The sequence below is a fragment of the Streptomyces sp. NPDC054794 genome (genome assembly GCF_053611585.1).
On sequence record NZ_JBSHAQ010000005.1, the window covers coordinates 1 to 25,919 of the forward strand.

Annotated in this window: 24 protein-coding genes; 11 read left to right on the forward strand and 13 right to left on the reverse strand. The window is 72.8% G+C overall.

Annotated features, from left to right (window positions below):
* Positions 1-2 precede the first annotated feature (2 nt).
* Entirely contained in the window at positions 3-1,412 is a 1,410-nt protein-coding gene (locus tag ACWGKT_RS06385; protein WP_453272726.1) for a lysine N(6)-hydroxylase/L-ornithine N(5)-oxygenase family protein, read from the reverse strand.
* Positions 1,409-2,770, reverse strand: a complete 1,362-nt coding sequence (locus tag ACWGKT_RS06390; RefSeq protein WP_356140597.1) for a pyridoxal phosphate-dependent decarboxylase family protein — start codon at positions 2,768-2,770, stop codon at positions 1,409-1,411. The genes ACWGKT_RS06385 and ACWGKT_RS06390 overlap by 4 nt, the downstream gene beginning before the upstream one ends.
* Before the next feature lie 170 nt (positions 2,771-2,940).
* On the opposite strand from ACWGKT_RS06390, the gene ACWGKT_RS06395 reads away from it, so the two are divergent.
* The gene (locus ACWGKT_RS06395) at positions 2,941-3,492 is read left to right on the forward strand and encodes a GNAT family N-acetyltransferase (RefSeq protein ID WP_453272727.1); all 552 of its coding nucleotides are present in this window, start codon (positions 2,941-2,943) and stop codon (positions 3,490-3,492) included.
* Between the two features lie 294 nt (positions 3,493-3,786).
* On the opposite strand, the gene pepN is transcribed toward ACWGKT_RS06395, so the two are convergent.
* From pepN to ACWGKT_RS06415, 4 genes are all read right to left on the reverse strand, one after another.
* Positions 3,787-6,276, reverse strand: coding sequence for an aminopeptidase N (gene pepN, locus ACWGKT_RS06400; RefSeq protein ID WP_453272728.1), 2,490 nt, complete (start codon positions 6,274-6,276; stop codon positions 3,787-3,789).
* A 56-nt stretch (positions 6,277-6,332) separates the two neighbouring features.
* Complete coding sequence (locus tag ACWGKT_RS06405) at positions 6,333-6,878, reverse strand: response regulator (protein ID WP_356140601.1); 546 nt, start codon at positions 6,876-6,878, stop codon at positions 6,333-6,335.
* A gap of 137 nt (positions 6,879-7,015) precedes the next feature.
* The gene (locus ACWGKT_RS06410; protein WP_235456921.1) at positions 7,016-7,366 is read right to left on the reverse strand and encodes a chorismate mutase; all 351 of its coding nucleotides are present in this window, start codon (positions 7,364-7,366) and stop codon (positions 7,016-7,018) included.
* Complete coding sequence (locus ACWGKT_RS06415) at positions 7,338-8,264, reverse strand: helix-turn-helix domain-containing protein (RefSeq protein WP_453272729.1); 927 nt, start codon at positions 8,262-8,264, stop codon at positions 7,338-7,340. Before ACWGKT_RS06415 ends, ACWGKT_RS06410 begins: the two co-directional genes overlap by 29 nt.
* Positions 8,265-8,364: 100 nt before the next feature.
* Here ACWGKT_RS06415 and ACWGKT_RS06420 point away from each other — a divergent pair, with 100 nt between their 5' ends.
* On the forward strand, positions 8,365-10,122 hold the full coding sequence (locus ACWGKT_RS06420) for a glycoside hydrolase family 35 protein (RefSeq protein ID WP_453272730.1): 1,758 nt from the start codon (positions 8,365-8,367) through the stop codon (positions 10,120-10,122).
* Between the two features lie 89 nt (positions 10,123-10,211).
* A complete protein-coding gene (locus tag ACWGKT_RS06425; protein ID WP_453272731.1) occupies positions 10,212-11,090 on the forward strand; it encodes a hypothetical protein in 879 nt (292 codons plus the stop codon).
* Positions 11,091-11,173: 83 nt separating this feature from the next.
* Here the strand turns inward: ACWGKT_RS06425 and ACWGKT_RS06430 are convergent, their stop codons facing one another.
* Complete coding sequence (locus tag ACWGKT_RS06430) at positions 11,174-12,670, reverse strand: MFS transporter (RefSeq protein WP_453272732.1); 1,497 nt, start codon at positions 12,668-12,670, stop codon at positions 11,174-11,176.
* 114 nt (positions 12,671-12,784) lie between these two features.
* Here ACWGKT_RS06430 and ACWGKT_RS06435 point away from each other — a divergent pair, with 114 nt between their 5' ends.
* Positions 12,785-13,276 carry a MarR family winged helix-turn-helix transcriptional regulator gene (locus ACWGKT_RS06435; protein WP_356140608.1) on the forward strand — a complete coding sequence of 164 codons (492 nt, stop codon included), beginning with the start codon at positions 12,785-12,787 and terminating at the stop codon, positions 13,274-13,276.
* Between the two features lie 56 nt (positions 13,277-13,332).
* Here the strand turns inward: ACWGKT_RS06435 and ACWGKT_RS06440 are convergent, their stop codons facing one another.
* Positions 13,333-14,238 carry an SDR family oxidoreductase gene (locus ACWGKT_RS06440; protein ID WP_453272733.1) on the reverse strand — a complete coding sequence of 302 codons (906 nt, stop codon included), beginning with the start codon at positions 14,236-14,238 and terminating at the stop codon, positions 13,333-13,335.
* 1 nt (position 14,239) lies between these two features.
* Entirely contained in the window at positions 14,240-14,998 is a 759-nt protein-coding gene (locus tag ACWGKT_RS06445) for an SDR family oxidoreductase (RefSeq protein ID WP_453272734.1), read from the reverse strand.
* 101 nt (positions 14,999-15,099) lie between these two features.
* On the opposite strand from ACWGKT_RS06445, the gene ACWGKT_RS06450 reads away from it, so the two are divergent.
* The 5 genes from ACWGKT_RS06450 to ACWGKT_RS06470 are packed head-to-tail and all read left to right on the forward strand — an operon-like array spanning position 15,100 to position 19,134.
* Positions 15,100-15,843: an enoyl-CoA hydratase family protein gene (locus ACWGKT_RS06450; RefSeq protein ID WP_356140613.1), complete on the forward strand. Its 744-nt coding sequence runs from the start codon at positions 15,100-15,102 to the stop codon at positions 15,841-15,843.
* The gene (locus ACWGKT_RS06455) at positions 15,844-16,695 is read left to right on the forward strand and encodes a CoA transferase subunit A (protein ID WP_453272735.1); all 852 of its coding nucleotides are present in this window, start codon (positions 15,844-15,846) and stop codon (positions 16,693-16,695) included. It begins immediately after the preceding gene.
* Complete coding sequence (locus ACWGKT_RS06460; protein WP_453272736.1) at positions 16,692-17,432, forward strand: CoA-transferase subunit beta; 741 nt, start codon at positions 16,692-16,694, stop codon at positions 17,430-17,432. Before ACWGKT_RS06455 ends, ACWGKT_RS06460 begins: the two co-directional genes overlap by 4 nt.
* Complete coding sequence (locus ACWGKT_RS06465) at positions 17,432-18,496, forward strand: NAD(P)H-dependent flavin oxidoreductase (protein ID WP_453272737.1); 1,065 nt, start codon at positions 17,432-17,434, stop codon at positions 18,494-18,496. The genes ACWGKT_RS06460 and ACWGKT_RS06465 overlap by 1 nt, the downstream gene beginning before the upstream one ends.
* A complete protein-coding gene (locus ACWGKT_RS06470; RefSeq protein WP_356140619.1) occupies positions 18,493-19,134 on the forward strand; it encodes an SIMPL domain-containing protein in 642 nt (213 codons plus the stop codon). Before ACWGKT_RS06465 ends, ACWGKT_RS06470 begins: the two co-directional genes overlap by 4 nt.
* 76 nt (positions 19,135-19,210) lie before the next feature.
* Here the strand turns inward: ACWGKT_RS06470 and ACWGKT_RS06475 are convergent, their stop codons facing one another.
* From ACWGKT_RS06475 to ACWGKT_RS06485, 3 genes are read right to left on the reverse strand one after another with little or no spacing between them, the layout of a single operon-like run.
* A complete protein-coding gene (locus tag ACWGKT_RS06475; RefSeq protein WP_453272738.1) occupies positions 19,211-20,368 on the reverse strand; it encodes an acetyl-CoA C-acetyltransferase in 1,158 nt (385 codons plus the stop codon).
* A 17-nt stretch (positions 20,369-20,385) separates the two neighbouring features.
* Entirely contained in the window at positions 20,386-21,066 is a 681-nt protein-coding gene (locus tag ACWGKT_RS06480; RefSeq protein WP_453272888.1) for a TetR/AcrR family transcriptional regulator, read from the reverse strand.
* Positions 21,067-21,117: 51 nt separating this feature from the next.
* On the reverse strand, positions 21,118-21,900 hold the full coding sequence (locus tag ACWGKT_RS06485) for an SDR family oxidoreductase (RefSeq protein WP_453272739.1): 783 nt from the start codon (positions 21,898-21,900) through the stop codon (positions 21,118-21,120).
* 64 nt (positions 21,901-21,964) lie between these two features.
* Here ACWGKT_RS06485 and ACWGKT_RS06490 point away from each other — a divergent pair, with 64 nt between their 5' ends.
* Positions 21,965-23,104 carry an acyl-CoA dehydrogenase family protein gene (locus tag ACWGKT_RS06490; protein WP_453272740.1) on the forward strand — a complete coding sequence of 380 codons (1,140 nt, stop codon included), beginning with the start codon at positions 21,965-21,967 and terminating at the stop codon, positions 23,102-23,104.
* Entirely contained in the window at positions 23,104-24,141 is a 1,038-nt protein-coding gene (locus ACWGKT_RS06495; RefSeq protein WP_453272741.1) for an acyl-CoA dehydrogenase family protein, read from the forward strand. Before ACWGKT_RS06490 ends, ACWGKT_RS06495 begins: the two co-directional genes overlap by 1 nt.
* Here the strand turns inward: ACWGKT_RS06495 and qcrB are convergent.
* Complete coding sequence (qcrB, locus tag ACWGKT_RS06500) at positions 24,116-25,837, reverse strand: cytochrome bc1 complex cytochrome b subunit (protein WP_453272742.1); 1,722 nt, start codon at positions 25,835-25,837, stop codon at positions 24,116-24,118. The genes ACWGKT_RS06495 and qcrB overlap by 26 nt on opposite strands.
* Positions 25,838-25,919: the final 82 nt, after the last annotated feature.

Sequence of the window (25,919 nt, forward strand, 5' to 3'; positions counted from 1 at the left end):
GCCTACCTGCCGTCGACGAGCGGGGTGAGGGCCGGGGCCTGTCTGGTCTGCGGGACGCGATGGCGGGCCTCCAGGCCGAAGCTGGTGAAGGCCGTCCGCGCGGGCAGGGGGTAGAGCTCCTTGCCCGTCAGGGTGTTGAGGATGGTGGCACTGCGCCAGGCGGCGAGGCCGAGGTCGGGGGTGCCGACGCCGTGGGTGTGGAGTTCGGCGTTCTGCACGTACACCGATCCGGTGACGCGGGGGTCGAGGACGAGCCGGTAGTCCTCGTCGACGCGCGGACGTCCGCCGGCGTCCCGGCGCAGGTAGGGATCGAGTCCGGCGAGCATGGGCTCCAGGGGGCGTTCGCGGTAGCCGGTGGCGAGGACGACCGCGTTGGTGGTGAGGCGGGTGCGGCTGTTCTGCTGGACGTGTTCCACGTGGAGCTCGATCTGGGTGGTGGCGATGCGTCCGGCGGTGCGGACGACGACACCCGGAGTGAGGACGGCGTCCGGCCAGCCGCCGCCAAGGGTGCGGTGGTAGAGCTCGTCGTGGATGGCGGCGATGGTGTCGGCGTCGATGCCCTTGTGCAGCTGCCACTGCGCGCCGACGAGCCGGTCGCGGACGTCTTCCGGGAGGGCGTGGAAGTAGCGGGTGTAGTCGGGAGTGAAGTGCTCCAGGCCGAGCTTGGAGTACTCCATGGGCGCGAAGGCCTCGCCGCGGCCGATCCAGTGGAGCCGCTCGCCGCCGGTGGGGCGGCGGCGCAGCAGGTCGAGGAAGACCTCGGCACCGGACTGCCCGGAACCGACCACCGTGACATGCCCGGCGGCGAGGAAGGCCTCGCGGTGGTCGAGGTAGTCGGCGGCGTGGATGACGGGCACGCCCGGGGCCTCGACGAGGGGCTTGAGCGGATCGGGGACGTACGGCGTGGTGCCGACGCCGAGGACGATGTTCCTGCTGTACGTGCGGCCGAGGGAATCGGCCTCGCCGTCCGCGTCGAGCCGGGTGAAGTCGATCTCGAAGACGTCGCGTTCGCCGTTCCAGTGGACGGCGTCGACCTGGTGGGAGAAGCGCAGTCCGGGCAGGTTCTCGGCGACCCAGCGGCAGTAGGCGTCGTACTCGGCGCGCTGGATGTGGAAGCGCTCGGCGAAGTAGAACGGGAAGAGCCGGTCACGTTCCCGGAGGTAGTTGAGGAACGTCCAGCGGCTGTCGGGGGCGGCGAGGGTCACCAGGTCGGCGAGGAACGGCACTTGGACGGTCGCGCCCTCGATGAGCAGGCCGGGGTGCCAGTCGAAGCCGGGGCGCTGTTCGTAGAAGACGGCGTCGAGTTCGGCGAGCGGCTGGGCGAGAGCGGCGAGGGAGAGGTTGAACGGTCCGATGCCGATGCCGACCAGGTCGCGGGGCGCTTCGGACTCGTGGGGTGGGGGGAGCGTCATCGGGGGGTGGTTCCTTCCACGAGTTTCAGGAGGTGGGCCAGTTCGTCCGGCCGGCTGTGGGGGTTGAGGAGCGTGGCCTTGAGCCACAGGCGGCCGTCCAGACGGGCCCGGCCGAGGACGGCGCGGCCCTCGTGCAGCAGGGTGCGGCGCAGGTCGGCGACGGCGTCGTCGGTCGCCTCGGCGGGCCGGAACAGGACCGTGCTGATGACCGGCCGGTCGTACAGCTCGAAGCCGGGGTGGTTCTGGACGAGGGCGGCGAACTCCCGCGCGCGGGCGCACACCTGGTCGACGAGCGCGCCGAGGCCGGTGCGGCCGAGCGTCCTGAGGGTGACGGCGATCTTGAGGATGTCGGGGCGGCGGGTGGTGCGCAGGGACCGGCCGAGCAGGTCGGGCAGGCCGGCCTCGGTGTCGTCGTCGGCGTTGAGGTAGTCGGCGTGGTGCTGCAGGACGGTGAGGTCGCGGGGCCGGGCCACGGCCAGCAGGCCCGCGGCGACCGGCTGCCAGCCGATCTTGTGCAGGTCCAGGGTGACGGTGTGGGCGGCTTCGAGCCCGGCCAGCTTCTCGCGGTGCCGGTCGCTGAAGACGAGCCCGCCGCCGTACGCGGCGTCGACGTGCAGCCGGGCGCCGTGGGCGGCGCACAGTCCGGCGATCTCCGGCAGCGGGTCGATGAGGCCGGCGTCGGTGGTGCCGGCGGTGGCGGCGACCAGCAGCGGGCGCGGAAAGCGGGTGAGGACCTCGTCGAGGGCGGCGGGGTCGAGGGTGCCGTTGGGAGCGGGCACGACCACCGGGTCCGGCAGGCCCAGCAGCCAGGCCGCGCGGGGCAGGGAGTGGTGGGCGTTGGCCCCGCACACCAGCCGGACGCTGCCACCGAACGCCTCGCGGGCCAGCAGCAGGGCGAGTTGGTTGGACTCGGTGCCGCCGGTGGTGACGACCGCGTCGGCCAGGCCGATCTCGTGGGCGAGCGTGCGGGTGACGACGGCTTCCAGAGCGGAGGCGGCCGGGGCCTGGTCCCAGGAGTCCAGTGACGGGTTGAGGGCGCTCGCGGCGAGGTCGGCGGCGGTGGCGACGGCGAGCGGCGGGCAGTGCAGGTGGGCCGCGCACAGCGGGTCGGCGGGATCGGCGGAGCCCTCGGCGAGGACCCGCACGAGGACGCGCAGGGCGTCGGGGTCGCCTTCGTGCGGCAGGACGTCCCCCACGGCGTCGGCGACGCGCGCGGCGACCGCCTCGGGTCCGCCGGACGGTAGCGGGCCGCCACGCGCCTGTCCGCCCGCCCTGAGCGCGTCGAGCACGGTCTCGACCAACGGCCGCAGGGCGTCGGGGCCTTCGGGTCCTGAGGCAAGGGGCGTCGGCGTGCTCATGGGCTCTCCTCACGGGGCGCGAAGCAGGGGAACATCCATGGGAAGACTTCCAGCTTGTACGCGATGGGGTCCACACGCCCGGAAAGTCCAACGAGCGGAACCCGAAAGGAGGTACTCCCGTGCGGGGAAAACGTGTTGGGGCCGCAGGTGGCGGGGGTAACGTCGGAAGGATGGTTGACGCGTTCGCGATCGACGTGCCCGGCGGGCGGGCGCTCGTGCGGGAGCCCGGGCCCGCCGACGAGGCCGCGCTGCTGACCCTGTTCGAGGACTGCGAGGACTGGTTCCTGGCGGCGACCGGGCTGCCGTCCGGCCCGGGTGACGTGCAGAGCCTGTTCTACGCGCTCCCGGCGGGCGCGGAGCCCGAGGACAAGACGCTGCTCCTGGTCGAGGTCGCCGGCAACGTCGTGGGCCTGGTGGACGCGGTACGGAACCACCCGGCGCCGGGCGCCGTCTCGGTGGGCCTGTTCCTGCTGGCCCCGTACGCCCGGGGGAAGGGGCTCGGCCGCGCGCTGGCCGGCGCCCTCCTGAGCCGGGCGCCGGACCTCACGCTGGTGACGGCGACGGTCCCGCCCGCCTGGCGCCCGGGCGAACGCTTCCTGGAACTGCTCGGCTTCACCCTGGACACGGCCCCCTCACCGGACCCGGAACCCGGCAACCGCCGCCGGGGACCACGCGAACGGGGCGTACGACGGGCGGAGTTGCGCTTGAACGAGCACCACTGAGCGCCGCACGACGCTGCCCCTTCTGCCGCTCACACCAAGCAGACGACCCGCGCGCAGGCGCCGGCGCCCCCCCGGGGGCCACTCGACGCCTGCCGCCCCCGTCTCGCGCCACAACCACGCCGACGAAGCTCCAGCGGGCCACGCGAACGCCGCGACGCCCGCTGACGCCCCGCCGCGCTGAACAGCCCGCGCAACAGCCCCTCCGGGCACGCCCCAGAGGCCACTCGACGCCTGCCGCCCCCGGCGCCCCAGAGGGCCGCGCGGCGGTCGTGCCCGCGGCCCCCGGCTCCCGGGTTACGCCTCGCGTACCCGCAACGCCCTGGCCAGGTCGTCGAGTTCGTCGGCGAGTTTGCGGCGCAGGGCCGTGACCGGGGCGGCGTCGCGCAGGCAGGCCTCGCCGAGGGCGAGGTTCTCGGCGTCGACGGCGTACGCCGGGAAGGCCCAGTGGCCGGTGGCGGTGGCGATCGCGGGCCCGCGGCGGGCGGCCACGGCGACCGCGTCCTGGTAGTAGCGCGGCACGTACTCCCGTACCAGATCGGCCTGTTCGGGCTGCCAGAAGCCCTGGGCGGTGGCCTTGAAGAGGTAGTTGGAGAGGTCGTCGGTGGTGAACATCGCCTCCCAGGCCGCACGCTTGGCCTCGGGGTCGGGCAGGGCGGCCCGGCAGTGGGCGGCGCCCTGGCGGCCGGTGGCGCTCGGGTCGCGCTCCAGCTCGGCCGCGATGGCGGCCTCGTCGGTGGCGCCGAGGACGGCGAGGCGGCCGAGGATGCGCCAGCGCAGCGCGGGGTCGAGCTCCGGCCCGCCGGGGACGGTGCCGTCGGCCAGCCAGGCGGCGATGGTGTCGGGGTGGGCCGCCACGTCGATGAAGTGGCGCACGGCGATCAGCCGCAGACCGGGGTTGTCGCCATCCTCGGTGCGCCGGATGAGGTCGCGGCACAGCGAGCCGAGCGTGGCCAGCGCCGCCGGGCGGTCCTCGGGCTTGAGGTAGCGGTCGGCGACGTGCCCGGAGGCGAACGCGAGCACGGCCTCGACGACCGCGAGGTCCATCTCCCGCGGCAGGTGGGCGCGGGCGATCTCCAGGTAGTCGGCGGGCGGCAGCTCGCCGTCGCGGACCGCGTCCCTGAGGGCGTTCCACACCACCGCGCGCGTGAGTGCCTCGGGCAGGCCAGACAGCCCCGTGCGGAGCGTCTCGAAGGACTCGGCGTCGAAGCGGATCTTGGCGTAGGTCAGGTCGCCGTCGTTGAGGAGGAGCAGCGCCGGACGCTTGCCGATGGGCTGCGGCACGGTCTGCGGGACGTCGAGTTCGACCCGTTCGCGTTCGCGCAGGCCGAGGCTGCCCTCGTCGGCGGTGTCGTGGTCGTACAGGCCGACGGTGACGCGGTGCGGGCGGCTGCCGGCGCGCTCGACGGTCAGCGTGCGGGTGCCGTCGTCGGCGGAGCCCACCAGCGGGGTCAGCTTGTCGACCCCGGTGGTGCGCAGCCAGGAGTCCGCCCAGGCATGGACGTCGCGGTCGGTGGCGTCGGCCAGCGAGTCGATCAGGTCGGCGAGGTTCGCGTTGGCGAACTTGTGCCGGGCGAAGTGGATGTTGATGCCGGCCAGGAAGTCCTTCTCGCCGAGCCAGGCCACCAGCTGGCGCAGCACGGCGGCGCCCTTGGAGTACGAGATGCCGTCGAAGTTGAGCAGGGCGGAGGCCGTGTCCTCGACCGCCTCGGGGGCGACCGGGTGGGTGGAGGGCCGCTGGTCGGCGTCGTAGCCCCAGCTCTTGCGGTCGACGCCGAACTCGACCCAGGTGTCGCTGAAGCGGGTCGCCTCGATGGTGGTCTGGTAGCCCATGTACTCGGCGAAGGACTCGTTCAGCCAGATGTCGTCCCACCAGGTGAGGGTGACCAGGTTGCCGAACCACATGTGGGCCATCTCGTGCGCGATGACCATGGCGCGGGTCTGCCGCTCGGTGTCGGTGACGGCGGAACGGAAGACGTACTCGTCGCGGAACGTGACCAGCCCCGGGTTCTCCATGGCGCCCGAGTTGAACTCGGGCACGAAGGCCTGGTCGTAGGAGTCGAAGGGGTAGGGCTCCTCGAACTTCTCGTGGAAGCGGTCGAAGCACGTGCGCATCACGTCGAGGATCTCGTCGGCGTCCGCGTCGAGGTGGGGTGCGAGCGAGCGGCGGCAATGGATGCCGAAGGGCAGGCCGCGGTGCTCGGTGCGCACGGAGTGCCAGGGTCCGGCGGCCACGGCGACGAGGTAGGTGGAGATCAGCGGGGTGGTGGCGGCCCGCCAGTGGCCCTCGCCGAGGCGCTCGGTGACGCCGTTGGCGAGGACACTCCAGCCCTCCGGGGCCCGGACGGACACGTCGAAGACGGCCTTCAGGTCGGGCTGGTCGAACGCGGCGTAGACGCGCTGCACCTCGTCCAGGAACAGCTGGGTGTAGACGTAGGTCTCGCCGTCGGTGGGGTCGGTGAAGCGATGCATGCCCTCGCCGGTGCGGGAGTAGCGCATCCGCGCGTCCACGCACAGTTCGTGCTCGCCGGCGGTGAGGTTCTTCAGGGGCAGCCGGTTCTCGTCCAGGCTCGCCGGATCGAGGGGCTGTCCGTCGAGGGTGACGGTGCGCAGCTCGGCCGGCTTGACCTCGACGAACGTGTCCCCGTCGGCCCGCGTGGCGAACCGGATGACCGTACGCGAGTCGAAGGTCTCGTCCCCGGTGGTCAGGTCGAGCTCGATCGTGTAGCGGTGGACGTCGAGTAGTTTGGCTCGGCTCTGCGCTTCGTCGCGCGTCAGTACGGACATGAACGACATGCTGCCCGATGTCGCCGACAGCGCACAGAGGCGGATCGGTACGCGCCTTATGTCCGGTCGGGCGCCGGTGCGCCCAGATGCGCGTCCCGCTGCGCCGGCACCATGGTGTCCGGACGGGTCAGGGTGGCGCGCGGGGCGCCGCCCTGGGGGTCGGTGAGGTCCGCGACCAGCGCTCGCAGCTCGCGGACCTCCTGCTCCAGGGCGAGGTGGCGCTGGTGGGCGTCGTACAGATACCGGACCTTCGTGCGCAGGGCCCAGGGGTCGATGGGCTTGAGGACGAGGTCGGCCACGCCCAGCCGGAAGGCGGCGGAGGTCAGTTCGTGGTCGGGACCGAAGCCGGTGAGGAGGATGACCGGGATGTGCTGGGTCTGCTCCAGTCGGCGCAGATAGCGCACCACGTCCAGACCGCCGACGCCGGGCATGCGGACATCCAGCAGCAGGAGGCCGACGTGGCCGCGGAGTACTTGCTTGAGCGCCTCGTCGCCGCTGGTGGCGCGGCCCAGCCGGTAGCCCAGCGGGGCCAGGGCGCTCTCCAGCGCGTACAACGTGTCCTTGTGATCGTCGACGATGAGGATCTTGGCATCCGACAGCATGGCCCGAGTCCCTCCCGCGTGGATGACCAGCTTACGGCTCCGCACTGACACGGAGTGCTCACCGGCTGACAAGGAGTGCACAGCGCAGCATGCCGCGCCGGAGCCCCGCTGTCACGACCCCCTCGCGTCGACCGAGGTCAGCTCGCTCCCGGCAGCTGGCCGTTGCCGGTGTCCCCCGCGATGCGCTCGTGGTGTCTGATCACCTCGGCGATGATGAAGTTGAGGAACTTCTCGGCGAAGGCCGGGTCCAGCTTGGCGTTCTCGGCGAGGCTGCGCAGCCGGGCGATCTGCCGTGCCTCGCGCGCCGGGTCGGCCGGCGGCAGTTGGTGGACGGCCTTGAGGCGGCCGACCTGCTGGGTGCACTTGAACCGCTCGGCGAGCATGTGGACGACGGCCGCGTCGATGTTGTCGATGCTGTCGCGCAGCCGGTCGAGTTCCTCGCGGACGGCGGGGTCGACGTCACCGGTACCGGTGTTGCTGGTGGTCATGGGCGTCCACCCTATGCGGTGTGCGGTCGATCATCGGCGGATCGCCGGGGTCGGGGACGCGGTCGCTCCAGCCGCCGGGGACGACATGGCCCTGCTGGGCGCGGAAGCGGACCGGGGCCATGCCGACGCGGCGGGTGAACAGGCGGGAGAAATAGGCGGGATCGTCGTAGCCGACGCGGCGGGCGACGGCGGCGACGGGCAGTTCGGTGGTCGCGAGGAGTTCCTTGGCGCGGCCGAGGCGGATGCCGAGCAGGTAGTCCTTGGGGCTGCAGCCGGCGCCGCGGCGGACGGCGGAGCGCAGTTCGGCGGGGGTCATGCCGTGCCGGGCGGCGTGATCGGCGACTGTCATCGGCCGGCAGGCGTCGCGGGCGAGGGCCTGCAGCACCAGTTCGCCGTCGGGGGCGAGGTCGGCGCGGGCGCGGCGCAGAGCGACGAGCAGTTCGTGGACGGCGGCCCCGGTCTCCACCTCCAGCAGGGGGTTCCCGCGGCGGGCGGCGCGCACGATGCGGCCGACGACGGCCCGGGGTCCCCCGGCATCGGCGAGGGGCACGACGGGCCGCTCGGGTTCGATGTAGCCGAGTTCGGTGTACGTGGCGGTGGCGGGCCCGGCGAAGTCGACGAAGCCCTCGTCCCAGCCGGTGCCGGGATCGGGCGCGTAGTGGTGCGGGACGCCGGGCGTGAGCCACAGCAGCGCGGGCGCCGTGACCGCCGTCCGGCGGCCGTCGGGGCCGCGGTACCAGCCGCCGCCCGCGCTGATCACGACGGCGACGTGGTGGTCGAGGGTGCGCGGGCCGACGGTGGGCAGGGCGCCGTGCTGGAGGCCGACGCCGAGGCAGACGAGACCGAGGCGATGGTGGGCGGGGGCGGGCGTGAAGAAGCGCATCCAGGTCTGGTACACGGGTGCTCCTGCGGGTCTCGGCTCCGGCACCGGCGTTCGTCCAAGCAGCGCCGATCTTTGTCCATGGCGTTGATCACCGCCAGGGGGCGAGGGTGGTGCCATGAGCCGGTTCACGGTGGGGGACGGGGATTTCCTGCTGGACGGGCGGCCGGTGCGGCTGCTGTCCGGCGCGTTGCACTACTTCCGGGTGCACGAGGCCCAGTGGGGGCACCGGCTGGCGCTGCTGCGCGCGATGGGCCTCAACTGCGTGGAGACGTACGTGCCCTGGAACCTGCACGAACCGCGGCCCGGCGACTTCCGGGACGTCGGGGCGCTGGGCCGTTTCCTGGACGCGGCCCGGGAGGCGGGACTGTGGGCGATCGTGCGGCCCGGGCCGTACATCTGTGCCGAGTGGGAGAACGGCGGCCTGCCGCACTGGCTGACGGGCGAGGTGGGCACGCGCGTGCGTACCCGTGACGAGCGCTGTGTGCGCTCTGTGGACCGCTGGTTCCACCGCCTGCTGCCCGAGGTCGTAACCCGGCAGCTCGACCGCGGCGGCCCGGTGGTCCTGGTGCAGGTCGAGAACGAGTACGGCAGCTACGGCTCCGACCCGGTCTACCTGCGCCACCTGGCCGATCTGCTGACCGCCGAGGGGATCACGGTGCCGCTGGTCACCTCGGACGGCCCCGAGGACCACATGCTCACCGGCGGCTCCCTCCCCGGGGTGACGGCCACGGTGAACTTCGGCTCCCACGCGCGCGTGGCCTTCGAGACGCTGAGACGCCACCGTCCCCAGGGGCCGCTGATGTGCATGGAGTTCTGGTGCGGCTGGTTCGACCACTGGGGCGGCGAGCACGCCGTACGCGATCCCGAGGACGCGGCGCGGGCGCTGCGCGAGATCCTGGAGTGCGGGGCCTCGGTCAACGTGTACATGGCGCACGGCGGCACCAGTTTCGCCGGCTGGGCGGGCGCCAACCGGGGCGGTGGCGCCCGGCACGAGGGGCCGTTGCAGCCGGACATGACGTCGTACGACTACGACGCGCCGATCGACGCGTACGGGCGGCCCACGGAGAAGTTCCGGCGGTTCCGCGAGGTGCTGGCCGGGTACGCGGCCCAGCCGCTGCCCGAACCACCACCACCGCCCGCCGTGTTGGGGGCTCCCGCGGACGTCCGGCTCACGGCCTGGGCCGCCCTGGACGCCGTACTGGACGCGCTGGGCGGTCCGGAGACCGTCGGGCCGGTGCCGCCCACCTTCGAGGAGTTGGACGTCGACCGGGGCGTCGTCCGCTACGAGGTGACGGTGCCGGGTCCGCGCCGGCCGTACCCGCTCTCCCTGCGCGGGCTGCGCGATCTGGCGGTGGTGTACGTCGACGGGAAGCGGGCCGGGGTGCTCACCGAGGAGGACGACCGGCTGGCGGAGCCCGTGGCCGGGTACGCGCGCGTGGAGCTGTGGGTGGAATCCCTGGGGCGGGTCAACTACGGCCCGCGCACCGGGGAGGCCAAGGGCGTCACCGGCGGGATCCTGCACGAGCGGCAGTATCTGCACGGGGTACGCGCGCGTGGGCTGCGGCTGGACGCCTTCGACGGGGGTGTGGGGGCGGTGCCGTTCGAGGCCCTGCCCGCGGGCGGTGCGCCGGGGCTGTACCGGGGCACCGTCACGGTCCGCGGGGCCGGGGACGCGCGGCTCGAACTGCCCGGCTGGACGCGCGGCTTCGTCTGGATCAACGGCTTCGGCCTCGGCCGCCACTGGTCCGTGGGCCCCCAGCGGTCGCTGTACGTCCCCGGGCCGGTGCTGCGGGAGGGCGAGAACGAGGTGTGGGTGCTGGAGCTGCAGGAGTCGGGGCCCGGCCCGTCCGCGCCGCGCCTGCTGCCCGTCTGACACGGGCTCCCCGGGCAACCTGACCGGCGAAAATCCGGTCACACCCGCATAGAGTGGAATGGAGTTCAGGACGTCCTTGGGGGTACGGCGTGGCGAACGGCGGACCGGTCGAGCACGGCTATCCACATCTGGAGACGGTGCGGGCCGCGATCACCGCGCTGTACAAGCGCCTGTCGTGCGACACCGTCCAGACCTTCGCGGCCAGCGTGGCCCCCGCCGACGTGGCCTTCTGCGACACCGACGACCTGCATCTGGGCGCGCAGCGGGTGGCCCGCGAGATCGTGCGGCACTTCCGGCTGCCGGACGCCCGGCTGATCGTCAGCTTCCGGGAGATGAACCACGCGGCGAACGTCGAACTCGCGGCGGGCCCCGAGTACTTCGTCGAGCTGAACGACCGGTTCCGCACCCACCGCAGGGACATCGGCGCCGCCCTCGCCCACGAGGTGATGCACGTCTATCTGCACCGCCTGGACCTCGCCTTCCCCACGACGGCGGAGAACGAGATCCTCACGGACACGGCGACGACCTACCTGGGCGCGGGCTGGCTCCTGCTGGACGCGTACCGGGAGGACTCGGCGTCGTCCCAGAAGCTCGGCTATCTCACGCCCGAGGAGTTCGGGTACGTCCTGGCGAAACGCTCCCTGGTGTTCCAGGAGGACCCCTCGGTGTGGTTCACCAGCCCCCAGGCCTACACGGCGTACGTCAAGGGCATGGCCCAGGCCCGCCGGGACGAGGAGCAGCCCCCGCTGACCGCCGCGGGCTGGGCGGGCCGCCGCCGCTACGCCCGCGACCGGCGCCACGCCCCCGGGCCCCAGCCCGGGGTGCCCTACACCTTCGCCCCCGACGGCGGCGTCCTGCGGGTCTCCTTCCCGTGCCCGACCTGCCATCAGCGGATCCGGGTGCCGGTGCGGGGGCGCGTCCGCGCGCGGTGCGGGCTGTGCCGGACGGTGCTGGAGTGCGACACGTGAGCCCGGCCCCGAAGTAGGTGAAGGCGGCCGGGGCGAGAAGCCGCCCCGGCCGCCGGATCCCGGTCTTCCGTTACGTCACGACCTCACGCCCCCTCTGTCGCCTCTACCCCCGCCGCCCCTTCCGCCCTTTCCTCTTCCTCCGCCCCTTCCCCCGACACCGCTCGCCGCGGCAGCGCCGCGCACAGCCCGGCGCACACCAGGAATCCGCCGGTCACCCAGGGCATCGCCGCCCCGAGCGCCTCGGTCATGCCCTCGTCCACGTGGTCGAAGAAGACCGTCCCGACCACCGCCGCGCCCAGCGCTCCCCCGAACTGCTGGGCCGTGGAGAAGATCCCGGACGCGCCGCCCGCGAGCTCTCCCGGCACCGCCGAGAGGACGACGTTCACCAACGGCACGACCAGGAACCCGAGTCCGGCCCCGGCGATCACCAGGCCGGGCACCAGCGGCCACGCCCCGGTGTGCGCGGCGGCCGCGTCGTTCACGGCCGACCACACCCACCCGAAGCCGCCGGCCATCATCAGCGCGCCGGCCCCGAGCACCGTCCGCCCGTACTTCACGGCGAGCCCGTCCGCGGCGGGCGCGGTCAGGAAGCCGCCGGCCGAGAAGGCCACGGTCACCACGCCGGCCTGCAACGGCGTATAGCCCTCGGCGCCCTGCAGCCAGATCGCGAAGATCAGGAAGAACCCCTGCATGCCGACGGAGAACAGCAGCTGGACCAGGACGCCCACCGAGAACGCGGGGAGCCTGAAGGCCCGGGCCGGCAGCAGCGGCACCGCCTGGGCCCGGTCCCGCCGCCGCGCCTCGTACACACCGAGCCCGACGACGCCGGCCGTCCCCGCGGTGAGGCAGATCCAGCCCCACAGCGGCCAGCCGTTCTCCCGGCCCTGCACCAGCGGCAGCACGATCGCCACCAGGCCGAGGGCCAGTACCGCGCTGCCCAGCACGTCCGGCCGGCCCGCCGACCGCTCCCGGGTGGCCGGCACCAGCAGGAATCCGCCCACGAAAGTCCCCACGGCCACTGGCACGTTGACCAGGAACACGGACCGCCAGCCCCAGCCGAACAGGTCGGCATCGGTGAGCAGTCCGCCCAGCAGCAGCCCCACCGCCGAGGCGAACCCGGCGACGGCGCCGTACATCCCGAACGCGGCCCCGCGCTCCTTCCCCCGGAACAGGGTGCGGAACGACCCGAGGACCTGCGGCACCAGCACCGCCGCCAGCACGCCCTGCACCGCCCGCGCGGCGATGAGCTGCCCCGGCGACTGGGCGAGGCCGCAGCCCAGACTGGCGAGCCCGAAGCCCGCCGTACCGGCGAGGAACAGGGCCCGGCGGCCGAAGCGGTCCCCGAGGTGGCCGGAGACGATCAGGGTGGCGGCGAAGCCGAGCAGGTAGGCGGAGACCAACCACTGCAGCTCGCTCGCCGAGGCGTGCAGGTCCCGGCCGACGGACGGGATCGCCACGTTGACGATCGTGACGTCCAGCAGGTCCATCAGCGCCGCGATCATCATCACGGCCGCGGCGGCCCAGCGGCGCGGATGGGGTTCCGCCGCGGTGGGCGGAGAGGTGGTGAGGGTCGTGGACACGGTGTCTCCCCGGCTCGGATTTATTTCGTTCGACCTAACGAAAGACTTGCACCCATACGGGCGTGATCGCAAGTCCTTAGTTCGACCGAACGAAGTATTTGTTAGTCTGGAGCCATGAGCAGCGGCGGAGAGACGAACGGCGGGGCCCAGGGCGACCTGCGGGCCGAGACCCTCCAGCGCCTCATGGAGGTGGGCCGGGTGCACAGCGGCGTCACCGTGATGTTCCATTCGGCGATCGCCGCCAAGCAGGGCCTGAACGCCACGGAGGAGAAGACCCTGGACCTCCTTGAGCGGCACGGCCCGCTCACCGCGAAGGACCTCGCTCGGCTGACCGGCCTGGCCCCCGCCTCCATCACCGGGCTCGTGGACCGTCTGGAGGCCAAGGGCTTCGCCCGCCGGGTCAAGCACCCCACCGACAAGCGCCGGGTGCTCGTCGAACTGGACCGGCAGAAGATCGGCGAACTCGCCGTGTTCTTCGAGGAGTGGGCGCGCGACATCGTGGCGGCGTGCGAGGAGTTCAGCACGGAGGAGTTGGAGACCGCGATCCGCTTCCTGACCGTCATGGCCGAGGCGCAGCGCAAGGCGGCCGCCCGCCTGAGCTCGTAGCGCCGCTCACGCCGCACGGACGGCGAGCCGCCCGCGCCTCGCGGGCCCGGAGCCGCTCACGCCCCGTACACCGGACCCGGGGTCTGCGACGCCGCCAGCAGTTTCAGGGCCGTCTCCCCCGCCTCGGCCGGTGTCCAGCGCGCCCCCTTGTCGGCGGCGGGTCCCGGTCGCCAGCCCTCCATGACGGTGATCCGGCCGCCCTCGGTCTCGAAGACGCGGCCGGTGACGCCCTCGCTCGCGGCGGAACCGAGCCAGACGACCAGGGGGGAGACGTTCTCCGGGGCCATGGCGTCGAAGCCCGTGTCGGGGGCCGCCATGGTCTCGGCGAAGGTGCGTTCCGTCATCCGGGTGCGGGCCGCCGGGGCGATGGCGTTGACCTGCACGCCGTAGCGGCGCAGTTCGGCCGACGCGACCAGGGTCAGTCCGACGATGCCGGCCTTCGCGGCGCTGTAGTTCCCCTGTCCCACCGAGCCCAACAGCCCCGCTCCGCTGCTGGTGTTGACGATCCGGGCCACCGGCGTCCGGCCCGCCTTGGTCTCGGCCCGCCAGTGCGCGGCGGCGTGCTTGAGGGGCAGGAAGTGTCCGGTGAGGTGGACGCGGAGCACGGCGTCCCAGTCGTCCTCGTCGAGGTTGACGAGCATGCGGTCGCGCAGGAAGCCGGCGTTGTTGACGAGCGTGTCGAGCCGTCCGTACGTCCGCACGGCGGCCTCGACCAGGGACGCGGCCCCGGCGCTCGTGGCGATGTCGCCGCCGTGGGCGACCGCCTCGCCGCCCGCCGCGCGGATCTCCTCGACGACCCGCTCGGCCGGGCTGCCGGCGCCGGGCGCGCCGTCCGGTGCGACGCCCAGGTCGTTGACGACGACCCGGGCGCCCTCGGCGGCGAACGCCAGCGCGTGGGCCCGTCCGAGCCCCCGCCCGGCACCCGTGACCACGACGACCCGGCCCGCGCAGATTCCGCTCATCTCACTCCTCCTTGTCGGTGGGCTTGTTGGCGGTCGCGGCGTCCAGGAACGCGGGCCGCTCCCCTCCCCCGTGCACGTGCAGGCTCGCCCCGGTGATGTAGGCGGCGGCGTCGGAGGCGAGGTAGAGGGCGGCGGCTCCGATGTCGGCGGGGGCGGCCAGCCGCCCGAGCGGCACGGTCCGCGCGACCGCCTCGATGCCGTCCTCGCCGCCGTAGTGCAGGTGGGACAGCTCGGTGCGGACCATGCCGACGACGAGGGTGTTGACCCGGACCTCCGGCGCCCACTCCACCGCCATGGAGCGGGCCAGGTTCTCCAGTCCGGCCTTGGCCGCGCCGTAGGCCGCCGAGCCCGGCGAGGGGCGACCGCCGCTGACGCTGCCGACCATCACGACCGAGCCCCGGGTCCGCCGGAGGTGCTCGTGGGCGGCGAGGGAGGCTGTCAGCGGGGCGACGAGATTCAGCTCGATCACCCGGGCGTGCCGCTCGGCGTCGGCGTCGGCGAGCAGCCGGTACGGGGTGCCGCCCGCGTTGTTGACGAGGGCGTCGAGCCGGGGCAGGCCGGCGAAGAAGGCGCGGACGGCGGGCGGGTCGCGCAGGTCGAGCGGGGCGAACTCCACGCCCTCGACGGACACTTCGGGGGGCCGGCGGGCGCAGGCGACGACCCGGGCGCCGGCCTCGGCGAACGCCCGCGCCACCCCGGCCCCGACACCCCGGGTGCCGCCGGTGACGACGACCGTTCTGCCGCGCAGCGAGTTATCCACAGGGCCTCCCGCTCGTCTTCGCCGACTGCTAGCTTCGAAGCCTCACACCTAACAAATGTTTGGTGGAAAGGCAGCTGAGTGCGAAGGTAGCTGATGCGTCCATGGGTGTCTCCACCTCGTCCCCGGAAAAGGGGATTTCCGTCGTCACCGTCGACTTCCCGCCGGTGAACGCGCTGCCGGTGCGCGGCTGGTTCGCCCTGGCCGACGCCGTGCGCGCGGCCGGCCGCGATCCCGAGGTGCGCTGCGTGGTGCTGGCCGCCGAGGGGCGCGGGTTCAACGCGGGCGTGGACATCAAGGAGATACAGGCGGCCGGACAGGAGGCCCTGATCGGCGCCAATCAGGGCTGCGCGGAGGCCTTCGCGGCGGTGTACGAGTGCGAGACGCCGGTCGTCGCGGCGGTGCAGGGCTTCTGTCTGGGCGGCGGGATAGGCCTGGTGGGCAACGCGGACGCGATCGTGGCGAGCGAGGACGCCTCCTTCGGGCTGCCCGAGCTGGACCGGGGCGCGCTCGGCGCCGCCACGCATCTGGCCCGGCTGGTCCCGCAGCATCTGATGCGCGCGCTGTACTACACCTCGCGCACGGCGAGCGCGGCCGAGCTGCACGCGCACGGCTCGGTGTGGCGCGTGGTGCCGCGTGACGGACTACGGGCGGCGGCGCTGGAGCTGGCCCGCGAGATCGCCGCCAAGGACGGGCGGCTGCTGCGCATGGCCAAGGCGGCCATCAACGGGATCGACCCCGTCGACGTGCGCCGCAGCTACCGCTTCGAGCAGGGCTTCACCTTCGAGGCCAACCTCAGCGGGCTGGCCGACCGGGTCCGCGACACGTTCGGGAAGGAGGGTGCGTAGGTGAGTGACAAGACGATGACCGCCGACGAGGTGGTCTCGCGCCTGGAGAGCGGCATGACCCTCGGCATCGGTGGCTGGGGTTCCCGCCGCAAGCCCATGGCCCTGGTCAGAGCGCTGATCCGGTCCGGGATCGGCGATCTGACGATCGTGTCGTACGGCGGTCCGGACGTCGGCATGCTCGCCGCGGCCGGACGGATCCGCAAGCTGGTCGCCGGCTTCGTCACCCTCGACTCGATCCCGCTCGAACCGCACTACCGGGCGGCGCGCGAGAGCGGGGCCTTCGAGCTGACGGAGGTCGACGAGGGCATGTTCCTGTGGGGTCTGCGGGCCGCGGCGAACCGGCTGCCGTTCCTGCCGGTGCGGGCGGGGATCGGTTCGGACGTGATGCGGGTCAACCCCGGCCTGCGGACCGTCACCTCGCCGTACGAGGACGGGGAGACGTTCGTGGCCATGCCCGCCCTGCGGCTGGACGCGGCCCTGGTCCACGTCAACCGCGCCGACCGGCTGGGCAACGGACAGTATCTGGGCCCGGACCCCTATTTCGACGACCTCTTCTGCGAGGCGGCGGACGCGGCCTACGTCTCCTGCGAACGGATCGTCGACACGGCCGAGCTGACCAAGGAGGCTGCTCCACAGACGCTTCTCGTCAAGCGGCACACGGTGACGGGCGTGGTGGAGGCCCCGAACGGGGCGCACTTCACCTCGTGCGCGCCCGACTACGGCAGGGACGAGGGCTTGCAGAAGGAGTACGCGTCCACACCGTGGCCGCGGTTCGCCGAGCGGTTCCTCGACGGGGACGAGCAGGTGTACCGGGCGGCGGTGCGGGACTGGCGAAGGGAGCAGGGGCGATGAGTGTCACCCGCGCCGAGTACTGCGTGATCGCCTGCGCCGAGGCCTGGCGCGGCGCAGGTGAGATCCTGGCCAGTCCGATGGGGCTGATCCCGTCGCTGGGCGCGCGGCTGGCCCGGCTGACCTTCGCGCCGGACCTGTTGCTCACCGACGGCGAGGCGACGCTCGTGCGGCCGGACGGGACACCCGAGGGTTGGCTGCCGTACCGGCAGCATCTGGCCCTGGTGGCCGGCGGGCGACGGCACGTGATGATGGGCGCGAGCCAGATCGACCGGTTCGGCAACCAGAACATCTCGTGCGTCGGTGACTGGACCAGACCCCGGCGGCAGCTGCTCGGCGTGCGCGGGGCGACGCTCAACACGCTGAACAACCCGACGAGTTACTGGGTCCCGAGACACTCCCGCCGGGTGTTCGTGGGGCAGGTCGACATGGTGTGCGGGGTGGGGTACGACCGGGCCGCGCGGCACCCGGACACCGCCCGCTACCACCACATCGCGCGCGTCGTCTCCGACCTCGGCGTCTTCGACTTCGCCACGCCCGACCACACCATGCGGCTGGCCTCGCTGCATCCGGGGGTGGGCGTGGAGCGGGTACGGGAGGCGACGGGCTTCGCGCTCGTGGTGCCCAAGGACGTGCCGTACACCCGTGAGCCCACGGTGGCGGAGCTGCGCCTGATCCGCGAGGTGCTGGATCCCGGCGGTGCCCGGGCCCGTGAGGTGCCGGAGGCGGTGAGCGGCTGATGGAGACCGCGCTCACCCGGCTGGTCGGGATCCGGTACCCGATCGTGCAGACGGGGATGGGCTGGGTGGCGGGCCCGCGGCTGGTCTCGGCGGCGGCGAACGCGGGGGCGCTCGGCATCCTGGCGTCCGCGACGATGACCCTCGACCAGCTGCGCGCGGCGGTCCGCGAGGTGCGGTCGCGCACGGACGCGCCGTTCGGGGTGAACCTCCGGGCGGACGCGGGCGACGCCGGCGACCGGGTCCGCGTGATCATCGACGGGGGCGTGCGGGTGGCGTCGTTCGCGCTCGCGCCCTCCCGCGAGCTGATCGGCGAGCTGAAGGAGGCGGGCGTGGTCGTGATCCCGTCGATCGGGGCGCGGCGGCACGCGGAAAAGGTCGCGGCGTGGGGCGCGGACGCGGTGATCGTGCAGGGCGCGGAGGGCGGCGGGCACACCGGCGAGGTGGCGACGACCGTGCTGCTGCCGCAGGTGGTGGACGCGGTGCGGATACCCGTCGTGGCGGCGGGCGGCTTCTTCGACGGCCGGGGCCTGGTCGCGGCGCTGGCGTACGGGGCAGCGGGGGTCGCGATGGGCACGCGGTTCCTGCTCACCTCGGACTCGACGGTGCCGGACGCGGTGAAGGCCCGGTATCTGGCGGCCACGGTCCGGGACGTCACGGTCACCAGAGCGGTCGACGGCCTCCCGCACCGCATGCTGCGCACGGAGCTGATCGACTCGCTGGAGCGCTCCGGCCGCACCCGGGCGCTGGTGCGGGCGGTCCGCCGGGCGGCGGGGTTCCGGCGGCTGTCGGGGCTCGGCTGGCGGCAGATGGTCCGCGACGGGCTCGCCCTCAAGCACGGCAAGGAGCTGTCCTGGAGTCAGGTCCTGCTGGCCGCGAACACGCCGATGCTTCTCAAGTCCGCGATGGTGGACGGGCGTACGGACCTCGGGGTGATGGCCGCCGGACAGGTCGCCGGGGTGATCGAGGACCTGCCGTCGTGCGCGGAGCTGGTGGAAAGGATGATCGCCGAGGCCGGGGAAATCATCGGCGCGCTCCCGGGGGCGGGTGCTTCAATGCGCGGATGACGGAGACGATCGACAGACCCTGGGGCATCAGTGTGTTCGGCGCGGGCAGCGTGCGGGTCGAACCGCAGCTGGCCAGGGTGAAGCTGACGGTGGATGTGCTGGAGACCGCGCCGGACGAGGCGTTCCAGAAGGCGGGTGCGGCGGTGGCGCGGCTGCGCGAGGTGCTGCGCGGGCACGGGATAGCGGATGCCGCGGTCTCGGGATCGCGGCTCAAGCTGAGCTCGGAGTACGACGGTTACGGCGGCGACCGGAAGTTCCTCGGATACCGCTGCCAGGCCTCGTACTCCATCGAGACCGAGGCGCTCGACGCGCTGCAGCAGCTGATCGTGGACGCGGTCGACGCGGGTGCGCACCGGGTCGACCACGTGGAGTTCGACGTGCGCGACAAGCCCGCGCTGCGGGACGAGGCGCGGCGCAAGGCGGTCGCGGCCGCCCGCCGCAAGGCCGAGGTGTACACGGAGGCGGCGGGCGTGCCGCTGGGCACGGTGCTGCACATCACGGACGTGGACGCCGAGTCGCTCGGGCACGGCCGGTACCACGGCCACGGCGGCGGTGGCGGCAGCTCGGCCGGTGATCTGGCGCCGGGCATGGTGGAGGTGTCGGCGGGCGTGCTGCTGGGCTTCTCGCTCGGCCGCTGACGCACCGCGTCCGGAGCCTGACGGGTCGGCGCCGCCGACCCGTCAGCTCCCAGATCCGTCAGCTCCGTCAGATCCGTCAGATGCGTTCGATGATGGTCACGTTGGCCTGGCCGCCGCCCTCGCACATCGTCTGGAGTCCGAACCGGCCGCCGGTGCGCTCCAGTTCGTGCAGCAGGGTCGTCATGAGCCTGACGCCGGTCGCGCCGAGCGGGTGGCCGAGGGCGATGGCGCCACCGTTGACGTTGACCTTCTCCGGGTCGGCGCCGGTCTCCTTCAGCCAGGCCAGGACGACCGGGGCGAAGGCCTCGTTGATCTCGACGAGGTCGATCTCGTCGATGGTGAGGCCGGTCTTCTTCAGGGCGTGCGCGGTGGCCGGGATGGGGGCGGAGAGCATACGGACCGGGTCCTCGCCGCGCACGGAGAGGTGGTGGACGCGGGCGCGGGGCCGCAGCCCGTGTTCGCGCACCGCCCGCTCGGAGGCGAGCAGCAGCGCGGCGGCGCCGTCGGAGACCTGCGAGGAGCAGGCGGCGGTGATGGTGCCGCCGTCGACGACCGGTTTCAGCGCGGCCATCTTCTCCAGGGAGGTGTCCCGGCGCGGGCCCTCGTCGGTGGTGACGTCCCCGTGGGACACGAGTTCGCGGTCGAAGCGGCCCTCGTCGATCGCCCGCAGCGCCCGCCGGTGCGAGCGCAGCGCGAACTCCTCCTGGTCCTGCCGGTCGATGCCCCACTTGGCGGCGATCATCTCGGCGCCGGCGAACTGGTTGACCGGCTGCGTCCCGTACCGGGCCCGCCAGCCCGAGCTGCCCAGGAAGGGGCCGTCGGTCAGTCCCAGCGGCTCGGCGGCCTGCCGGGAGGCGAAGGCGATGGGGATCTGCGACATGTTCTGCACGCCGCCCGCGACCACAAGGTCCTGGGTGCCGGACAGGACGGCCTGCGCCGCGAAGTGCACGGCCTGCTGGGAGGAGCCGCACTGCCGGTCGACGGTCACGCCCGGCACTTCCTCGGGCAGCCCGGCCGCCAGCCAGCAGGTGCGGGCGATGTCGCCGGCCTGCGGGCCCACCGCGTCCAGACAGCCGAAGACGACGTCCTCGACGGCGCCCGGGTCCACGCCGGCCCGTGCGACGAGTTCCTTGAGCACATGGGCGCCCAGGTCGGCCGGGTGGACGGCGCTCAGTCCGCCCCCGCGCCGTCCGACCGGCGTCCGGACCGCTTCGACGATGTAGGCCTCGGCCATGGCAACTCCCCAGTGAGTCACGTGCGGACGGCGATCCCGTCCAGCACCATCGACAGGTACTGGCGGGCGATCTCCTCCGGGCTGTGCAGTCCGCCGGGCCGGTACCAGGACGCCGCGACCCAGACCGTGTCGCGCACGAAGCGGTAGGTGAGCCGGACGTCGAGGTCGTCCCGGAAGACGCGCGCGGCGACCCCGCGCTCCAGCGTGGACAGCCACGCCTTCTCGAACTTGCGCTGCGAGTCGGCGAGGAACGTGAACCGCTCCTGCGCGACCAGCTGTCTGGATTCCTTCTGGTAGATCGCGACGGCGGCGCGGTGCCGGTCGATCTCCCGGAACGACTCGGTGACCAGCGCCTCCAGCGTCTCGCGCGGGCCGTGTCCGGCGGCCAGGACGGTGTCGTAGCCGTCCCAGAGCTCGTCGAGGAAGGTCCGCAGGATCTCCTCCAGCATCGACTCCTTGGAGTCGAAGTGGTAGTAGAGGCTGCCCGCGAGCATGCCCGCGTGGTCCGCGATCTTCCGTACGGTGGTGGCGTTGTAGCCCTGTTCGGCGAAGACCTCGGCGGCCGTGCCGAGGAGCTCGCGGCGCCGGGCTTGAGCAGCGGTGGCCGCGGGCTTCTTCTCGGCGGCGGCGGGCTTCTTCCCGGCGCTCGCCCGGGCGTTGTTCTCGGCACTCGCCCGGGCCTTCTTCGCGGCGGTCACCTGGGGGTTCTTCTTGGTCGGCACGGGTCCATTGTGGTCTGCACCGTCCCCTCACGGATGCTGGCTGCTGACGGAGACGACCTCTCCGGTCAGATACGAGGAATAGCCGGAGGCCAGGAAGACGATCGCGTTGGCCACCTCCCACGGCTCCGCGTACCGCCCGAAGGCCTCGCGGGCGGTGAGCTCCTCCAGCAGTTCGGGGGTGGTCACCTTCACGAGGTGGGGGTGCATGGCGAGGCTCGGTGCCACCGCGTTGACCCGCACCCCGTAGGCGGCGCCCTCCACGGCCGCGCACCTGGTCAGGGCCATGACGCCCGCCTTCGCGGCGGCGTAGTGCGCCTGCCCGGCCTGGGCGCGCCAGCCGACGACGGAGGCGTTGTTGACGATCACGCCGCCGCTCCGCTGCATCGCGCGCAGCGCCGCCCGGGTGCACCGGAAGGTGCCGTTCAGCGTCACGTCCAGGACGCGGGACCACTGCTCGTCGGTCATGTCGACCAGGTCGCAGGTCCCGCCCAGTCCGGCGTTGTTGACGACGATGTCCAGCCGCCCGTGGTCCCGCACGGCGGTGTCGAACAGGGCCCGCACCTGGGACTCGTCGGTGACGTCACAGGGGAGCGCGGTGACGGATCCCGGGTGTGCGCGGACCAGTTCGACCTCGTGCTCCTTCAGCCGGCGCGCGTGCGCGTCGCTGATCAGCACGCGCGCGCCCTCCTCCAGGAAGCGGCGCGCGGTCGCCCCGCCGATCCCGGCGCCGGCCGCCGCGGTGATGACGGCGGTGCGCCCCTTCAGCAGCCCGTGCCCGGGCACGTACTCCGGACTCTCGACGCCTGTCATGGGGCCACGCTAACCTACCAAACACTTGTTAGGGAAGGTTGGCGACCAGGGAAGGACGGTCACCGTGGACCTCACCCACGCTCCGGCGGACGAGGAGTTCCGCGCCGAGGCCCGCGCCTGGCTCCGGGCGCACGTGCCCGCAGTACCGCTGCCCTCCCTGGAGACCGCGGAGGGCTTCGCCGCGCACCGCGCCTGGGAGGCCGAACTGGCCGTGGACCACTGGTCGGTGGTGTCCTGGCCGCCGGAGTACGGCGGCCGGGGGGCGGGGCTGATGCGGTGGCTGATCTTCGAGGAGGAGTACTACGCGGCGCGCGCGCCGGGCCGAGTGAGCCAGAACGGCATCAGTCTGCTCGCCCCGACCCTCTTCGACCACGGCACGGACGAGCAGCGCGCGCGGGTGCTGCCGCCGATGGCCCGGGGCGAGGTGATCTGGGCGCAGGCCTGGTCCGAGCCGGAGGCGGGCTCCGACCTGGCGTCCCTCACCTCCCGGGCCGTGCGCACGGACGGGGGCTGGCTGCTGAGCGGGCTGAAGACATGGTCGTCGCGGGCCGCGTTCGCCGAGCGGGCCTTCGGGCTCTTCCGCACCGATCCCGGCCTGCCCAGGCCCCACCAGGGCCTGACCTACCTCATGTTCGACCTGCGGGCGCCCGGTGTCACGGTCCGCCCGATCGGCCGCCTCGACGGGAAGCCCGCGTTCGCCGAGCTGTTCCTGGACGAGGTGTTCGTACCGGACGAGGACGTGATCGGCGCGCCCGGCGAGGGCTGGCGGATCGCCATGTCGACGGCGGGCAACGAACGCGGGCTGACGCTGCGCTCGCCCGGCCGCTTCCTCGCCTGTGCCGACCGGCTCCGCGCGTTGTGGTGGACCCAGGGCAGCCCGGAGTCCGCGCGCGCCCGGGTGGCCGACGCCCTGATCGGCGCCCGCGCCTACCAGCTGTTCACCTACGCGGCCGCCTCCCGCTTCCTGGACGGCGAGACGATCGGGCCGCGGTCCAGCCTGAACAAGGTCTTCTGGTCCGAGTACGACCTCGCGCTGCACGAGACGGCGCTCGATCTCCTGGGCGACGAGGGCGAGCGGGCGGACGGCGCCTGGGCGGAGGGCTATGTCTTCTCCCTCGCCGGCCCCATCTACGCGGGCACGAACGAGATCCAGCGGGACATCATCGCCGAGCGTCTGCTCGGCCTGCCGAAGGGACGCCGTTGATGCGCTTCCTCCTCGACCCCGAGCAACGCGCCTTCGCCGACTCCCTGCACGCGATGCTCACGGCCGCGGACACGCCGTCGGTCGCCCGGGACTGGAGCCTCGGCGAGCGGGCGAGCGGCCGCGCGCTGTGGTCCCGGCTCGCGGAGGCGGGGGTGTTCGGGCTGGCGGTTCCGGAGGCGTACGGGGGGTTCGGGCCGCTCCCGGTGGAGCTCGCCGTGGCCTTCGTGGAACTGGGGCGGCACGCGGTGCCCGGCCCACTGGTGGAGACGGTGGCGGCGGCCGCCCTGCTCACGGCGCTGGACGACACGGGCCCGGCCAAACGGCTGCTGCCCGAGCTGGCCTCGGGCGAGACGACGGCCACCCTGGCCGTGGGGGCAGCACGCATGCTGGACGCGGACGCGGCGGACGTACTCCTGACGGCGGCGCCCTCGCACGGCTCGACGCGCGCGGCCGAAGCAGACCCGGCAAAGACCCGGACCGCCGAATTGCGCCTGGCTCCGCCGGTCCGGTCCCACGCCCCGATCCCGTCCCTCGACCCGACCCGCCGGCTCTTCCCCTCTCCCACCGGCGGTGAACTCCTCGCCGCCGGACCGCAGGTCGCCGCGGCCGTCGAGCAGGCGCTCGCCCGGGCCCGTCTCGCCACCGCCGCCCAAGCCCTCGGCGTCGGTCTCGCCCTCCTCGACAAGACGGTCGCCTACGTCCGCCAGCGCACTCAGTTCGGCGTCCCCGTCGGCTCGTTCCAGGCGGTGAAGCACCGGCTGGCCGACGCGGCCATCGCCCTCGAATTCGCCCGGCCCCTGGTTTTCGGCGCCGCGCTGACCAGGGATCCGGCGGACGTGGCCGCCGCCAAGCTGACGGCTTGCGAGGCGGCGTACACCACCGCCCGCGCGGCGCTGCAACTGCACGGCGCGATCGGGTACACCGCCGAGTACGAGCTGTCCCTGTGGCTGACCAAGGCCCGTGTCCTGCGCACGGCCTGGGGCGGTCCCGACGCGTGCCGGGGCCTGGTCCTCAGTGGTGGTGATCGCCGCTGGTGAGCTCCCGGTACTCCTCGCGCGTCGGCTTCGGGATGTGCGTGTCGGGCCCGAACATCGCCCGGGCCAGCCGGGCCCGCACCCGCTGGGACACCGTGACCTGCCGCCGCACCCCGTTGGCGTCCTGAAGGGGGCCGAGCTCGTACGGCGGGTTCTGCTCGTGCTGGGTGAGGGTGAACAGCCGGTCCTGGGTGAGGGGTTCGTGGACCTCGACGTACTCGCCGTGCGGGAGCCGCCTGATGACTCCGGTCTCCCGGCCGTGCAGCACCTTGTCCCGGTCCCGGCGCTGCAGTCCGAGACAGACCCGCTTGGTCACCACGAAGGCGAGGACCGGCACGACGAAGACGGCGATCCTGACGAACCAGGTGATCAGGTTGATCGACAGATGGAGATGGGTGGCCACGATGTCGTTGCCGCCGCCGATCAGCAGCACCCCGTACAGGCTCAGCCAGGCCACGCCGAGCCCGGTGCGCACGGGGGCGTTGCGCGGCCGGTCCAGGATGTGGTGTTCGCGTTTGTCGCCGGTGATCCACGCCTCGAAGAAGGGGTAGACGCCGATGGCGAGCAGGATCAGCGGGAAGAGCGAGAACGGGATGAGGACGCCCGGCACCAGGGTGTGGCCCCAGGCGTTGATCTCCCATCCCGGCATCACCCGGATCAGGCCCTCGGAGAAGCCGAGGTACCAGTCGGGCTGCGCACCGGTGGTCACCAGATCGGGGCGGTAGGGCCCGAAGGCCCACACGGGGTTGATGCTGGCGATCCCGCCGAGCAGCGCGAGGACGCCGAAGGTGAGGAAGAAGAAGCCGCCGGCCTTGGCCATGTAGACGGGGAGGAAGGGCATGCCGACCACGCTCTTCTGGTCCCGTCCGGGGCCGGGGTACTGGGTGTGCTTGTGGTAGAAGACCAGGATCAGGTGGACCACGACCAGGCCCAGCATGATCCCGGGCAGCAGCAGGACGTGGACCGGGAAGAGCCGCGGGATGATGTCGTGGCCGGGGAACTCTCCTCCGAACAGGAAGAAGGAGATGTACGTTCCCACGATCGGGATGGACAGGATCGCGCCGTCGGCGAAGCGGATGCCGGTGCCGGAGAGCAGGTCGTCCGGGAGCGAGTAGCCGGTCAGGCCGGTGAGGATGGCGAGGAACAGCAGGGTCCAGCCGAACACCCAGTTGAGCTCGCGCGGCTTGCGGAACGCGCCGGTGAAGAACACCCGCATCATGTGCACGAGCATGCCGGCGACGAAGACCAGCGCCGCCCAGTGGTGGATCTGCCGGATCAGCAGGCCGCCGCGTACGTCGAAGCTGATGTGCAGCGTCGACTCGTACGCCTTGGTCATCACGATGCCGTTGAGCGGGCCGTAGGAGCCGTGGTAGACGACCTCGGCACCGCTCGGTTCGAAGAAGAGCGTGAGGTAGATGCCGGTGAGGATCAGGACGAGGAAGCTGTAGAGACAGACCTCGCCGAGCATGAAGGACCAGTGGTCCGGGAACACCTTGCGCATGTTGGACTTGGCGAGGGCGTAGAGCCCGAGCCGTCCGTCGGTCCAGTCGGCGAACTTCTCACCCTTGCCGGGCTCGCCCCTGCGGGCGGTGCCCTCGCGTACCGGGCCCGTGCGGGCGGACCCCTCGTGGACGGAGCCCTCGTGGACGGAACCGCCCGTCCGTGCCGCTCCGTCGACCGTTCGTGCGCCGTCGTCCATGCGTCGCGTCGCCTCCCCCAGCGGATGACCTCAGGGTGGCACGGCGGCACGGCCAAGCCAACGGTACGTACCGGACGCCGGA

What these genes read in the sequence shown, in the direction of transcription:
- ACWGKT_RS06440 (WP_453272733.1), bottom strand. Translation starts at nt 14,238, where the DNA reads ATGAGCGGAATCTGCGCGGGCCGGGTCGTCGTGGTCACGGGTGCCGGG.
- ACWGKT_RS06460 (WP_453272736.1), top strand. Translation starts at nt 16,692, where the DNA reads ATGAGTGTCACCCGCGCCGAGTACTGCGTGATCGCCTGCGCCGAGGCC.
- ACWGKT_RS06420 (WP_453272730.1), top strand. Translation starts at nt 8,365, where the DNA reads ATGAGCCGGTTCACGGTGGGGGACGGGGATTTCCTGCTGGACGGGCGG.
- pepN (WP_453272728.1), bottom strand. Translation starts at nt 6,276, where the DNA reads ATGTCCGTACTGACGCGCGACGAAGCGCAGAGCCGAGCCAAACTACTC.
- ACWGKT_RS06410 (WP_235456921.1), bottom strand. Translation starts at nt 7,366, where the DNA reads ATGACCACCAGCAACACCGGTACCGGTGACGTCGACCCCGCCGTCCGC.
- ACWGKT_RS06495 (WP_453272741.1), top strand. Translation starts at nt 23,104, where the DNA reads ATGCGCTTCCTCCTCGACCCCGAGCAACGCGCCTTCGCCGACTCCCTG.
- ACWGKT_RS06405 (WP_356140601.1), bottom strand. Translation starts at nt 6,878, where the DNA reads ATGCTGTCGGATGCCAAGATCCTCATCGTCGACGATCACAAGGACACG.
- ACWGKT_RS06475 (WP_453272738.1), bottom strand. Translation starts at nt 20,368, where the DNA reads ATGGCCGAGGCCTACATCGTCGAAGCGGTCCGGACGCCGGTCGGACGG.
- ACWGKT_RS06470 (WP_356140619.1), top strand. Translation starts at nt 18,493, where the DNA reads ATGACGGAGACGATCGACAGACCCTGGGGCATCAGTGTGTTCGGCGCG.
- ACWGKT_RS06385 (WP_453272726.1), bottom strand. Translation starts at nt 1,412, where the DNA reads ATGACGCTCCCCCCACCCCACGAGTCCGAAGCGCCCCGCGACCTGGTC.
- ACWGKT_RS06465 (WP_453272737.1), top strand. Translation starts at nt 17,432, where the DNA reads ATGGAGACCGCGCTCACCCGGCTGGTCGGGATCCGGTACCCGATCGTG.
- ACWGKT_RS06390 (WP_356140597.1), bottom strand. Translation starts at nt 2,770, where the DNA reads ATGAGCACGCCGACGCCCCTTGCCTCAGGACCCGAAGGCCCCGACGCC.
- qcrB (WP_453272742.1), bottom strand. Translation starts at nt 25,837, where the DNA reads ATGGACGACGGCGCACGAACGGTCGACGGAGCGGCACGGACGGGCGGT.
- ACWGKT_RS06450 (WP_356140613.1), top strand. Translation starts at nt 15,100, where the DNA reads ATGGGTGTCTCCACCTCGTCCCCGGAAAAGGGGATTTCCGTCGTCACC.
- ACWGKT_RS06435 (WP_356140608.1), top strand. Translation starts at nt 12,785, where the DNA reads ATGAGCAGCGGCGGAGAGACGAACGGCGGGGCCCAGGGCGACCTGCGG.
- ACWGKT_RS06485 (WP_453272739.1), bottom strand. Translation starts at nt 21,900, where the DNA reads ATGACAGGCGTCGAGAGTCCGGAGTACGTGCCCGGGCACGGGCTGCTG.
- ACWGKT_RS06395 (WP_453272727.1), top strand. Translation starts at nt 2,941, where the DNA reads ATGGTTGACGCGTTCGCGATCGACGTGCCCGGCGGGCGGGCGCTCGTG.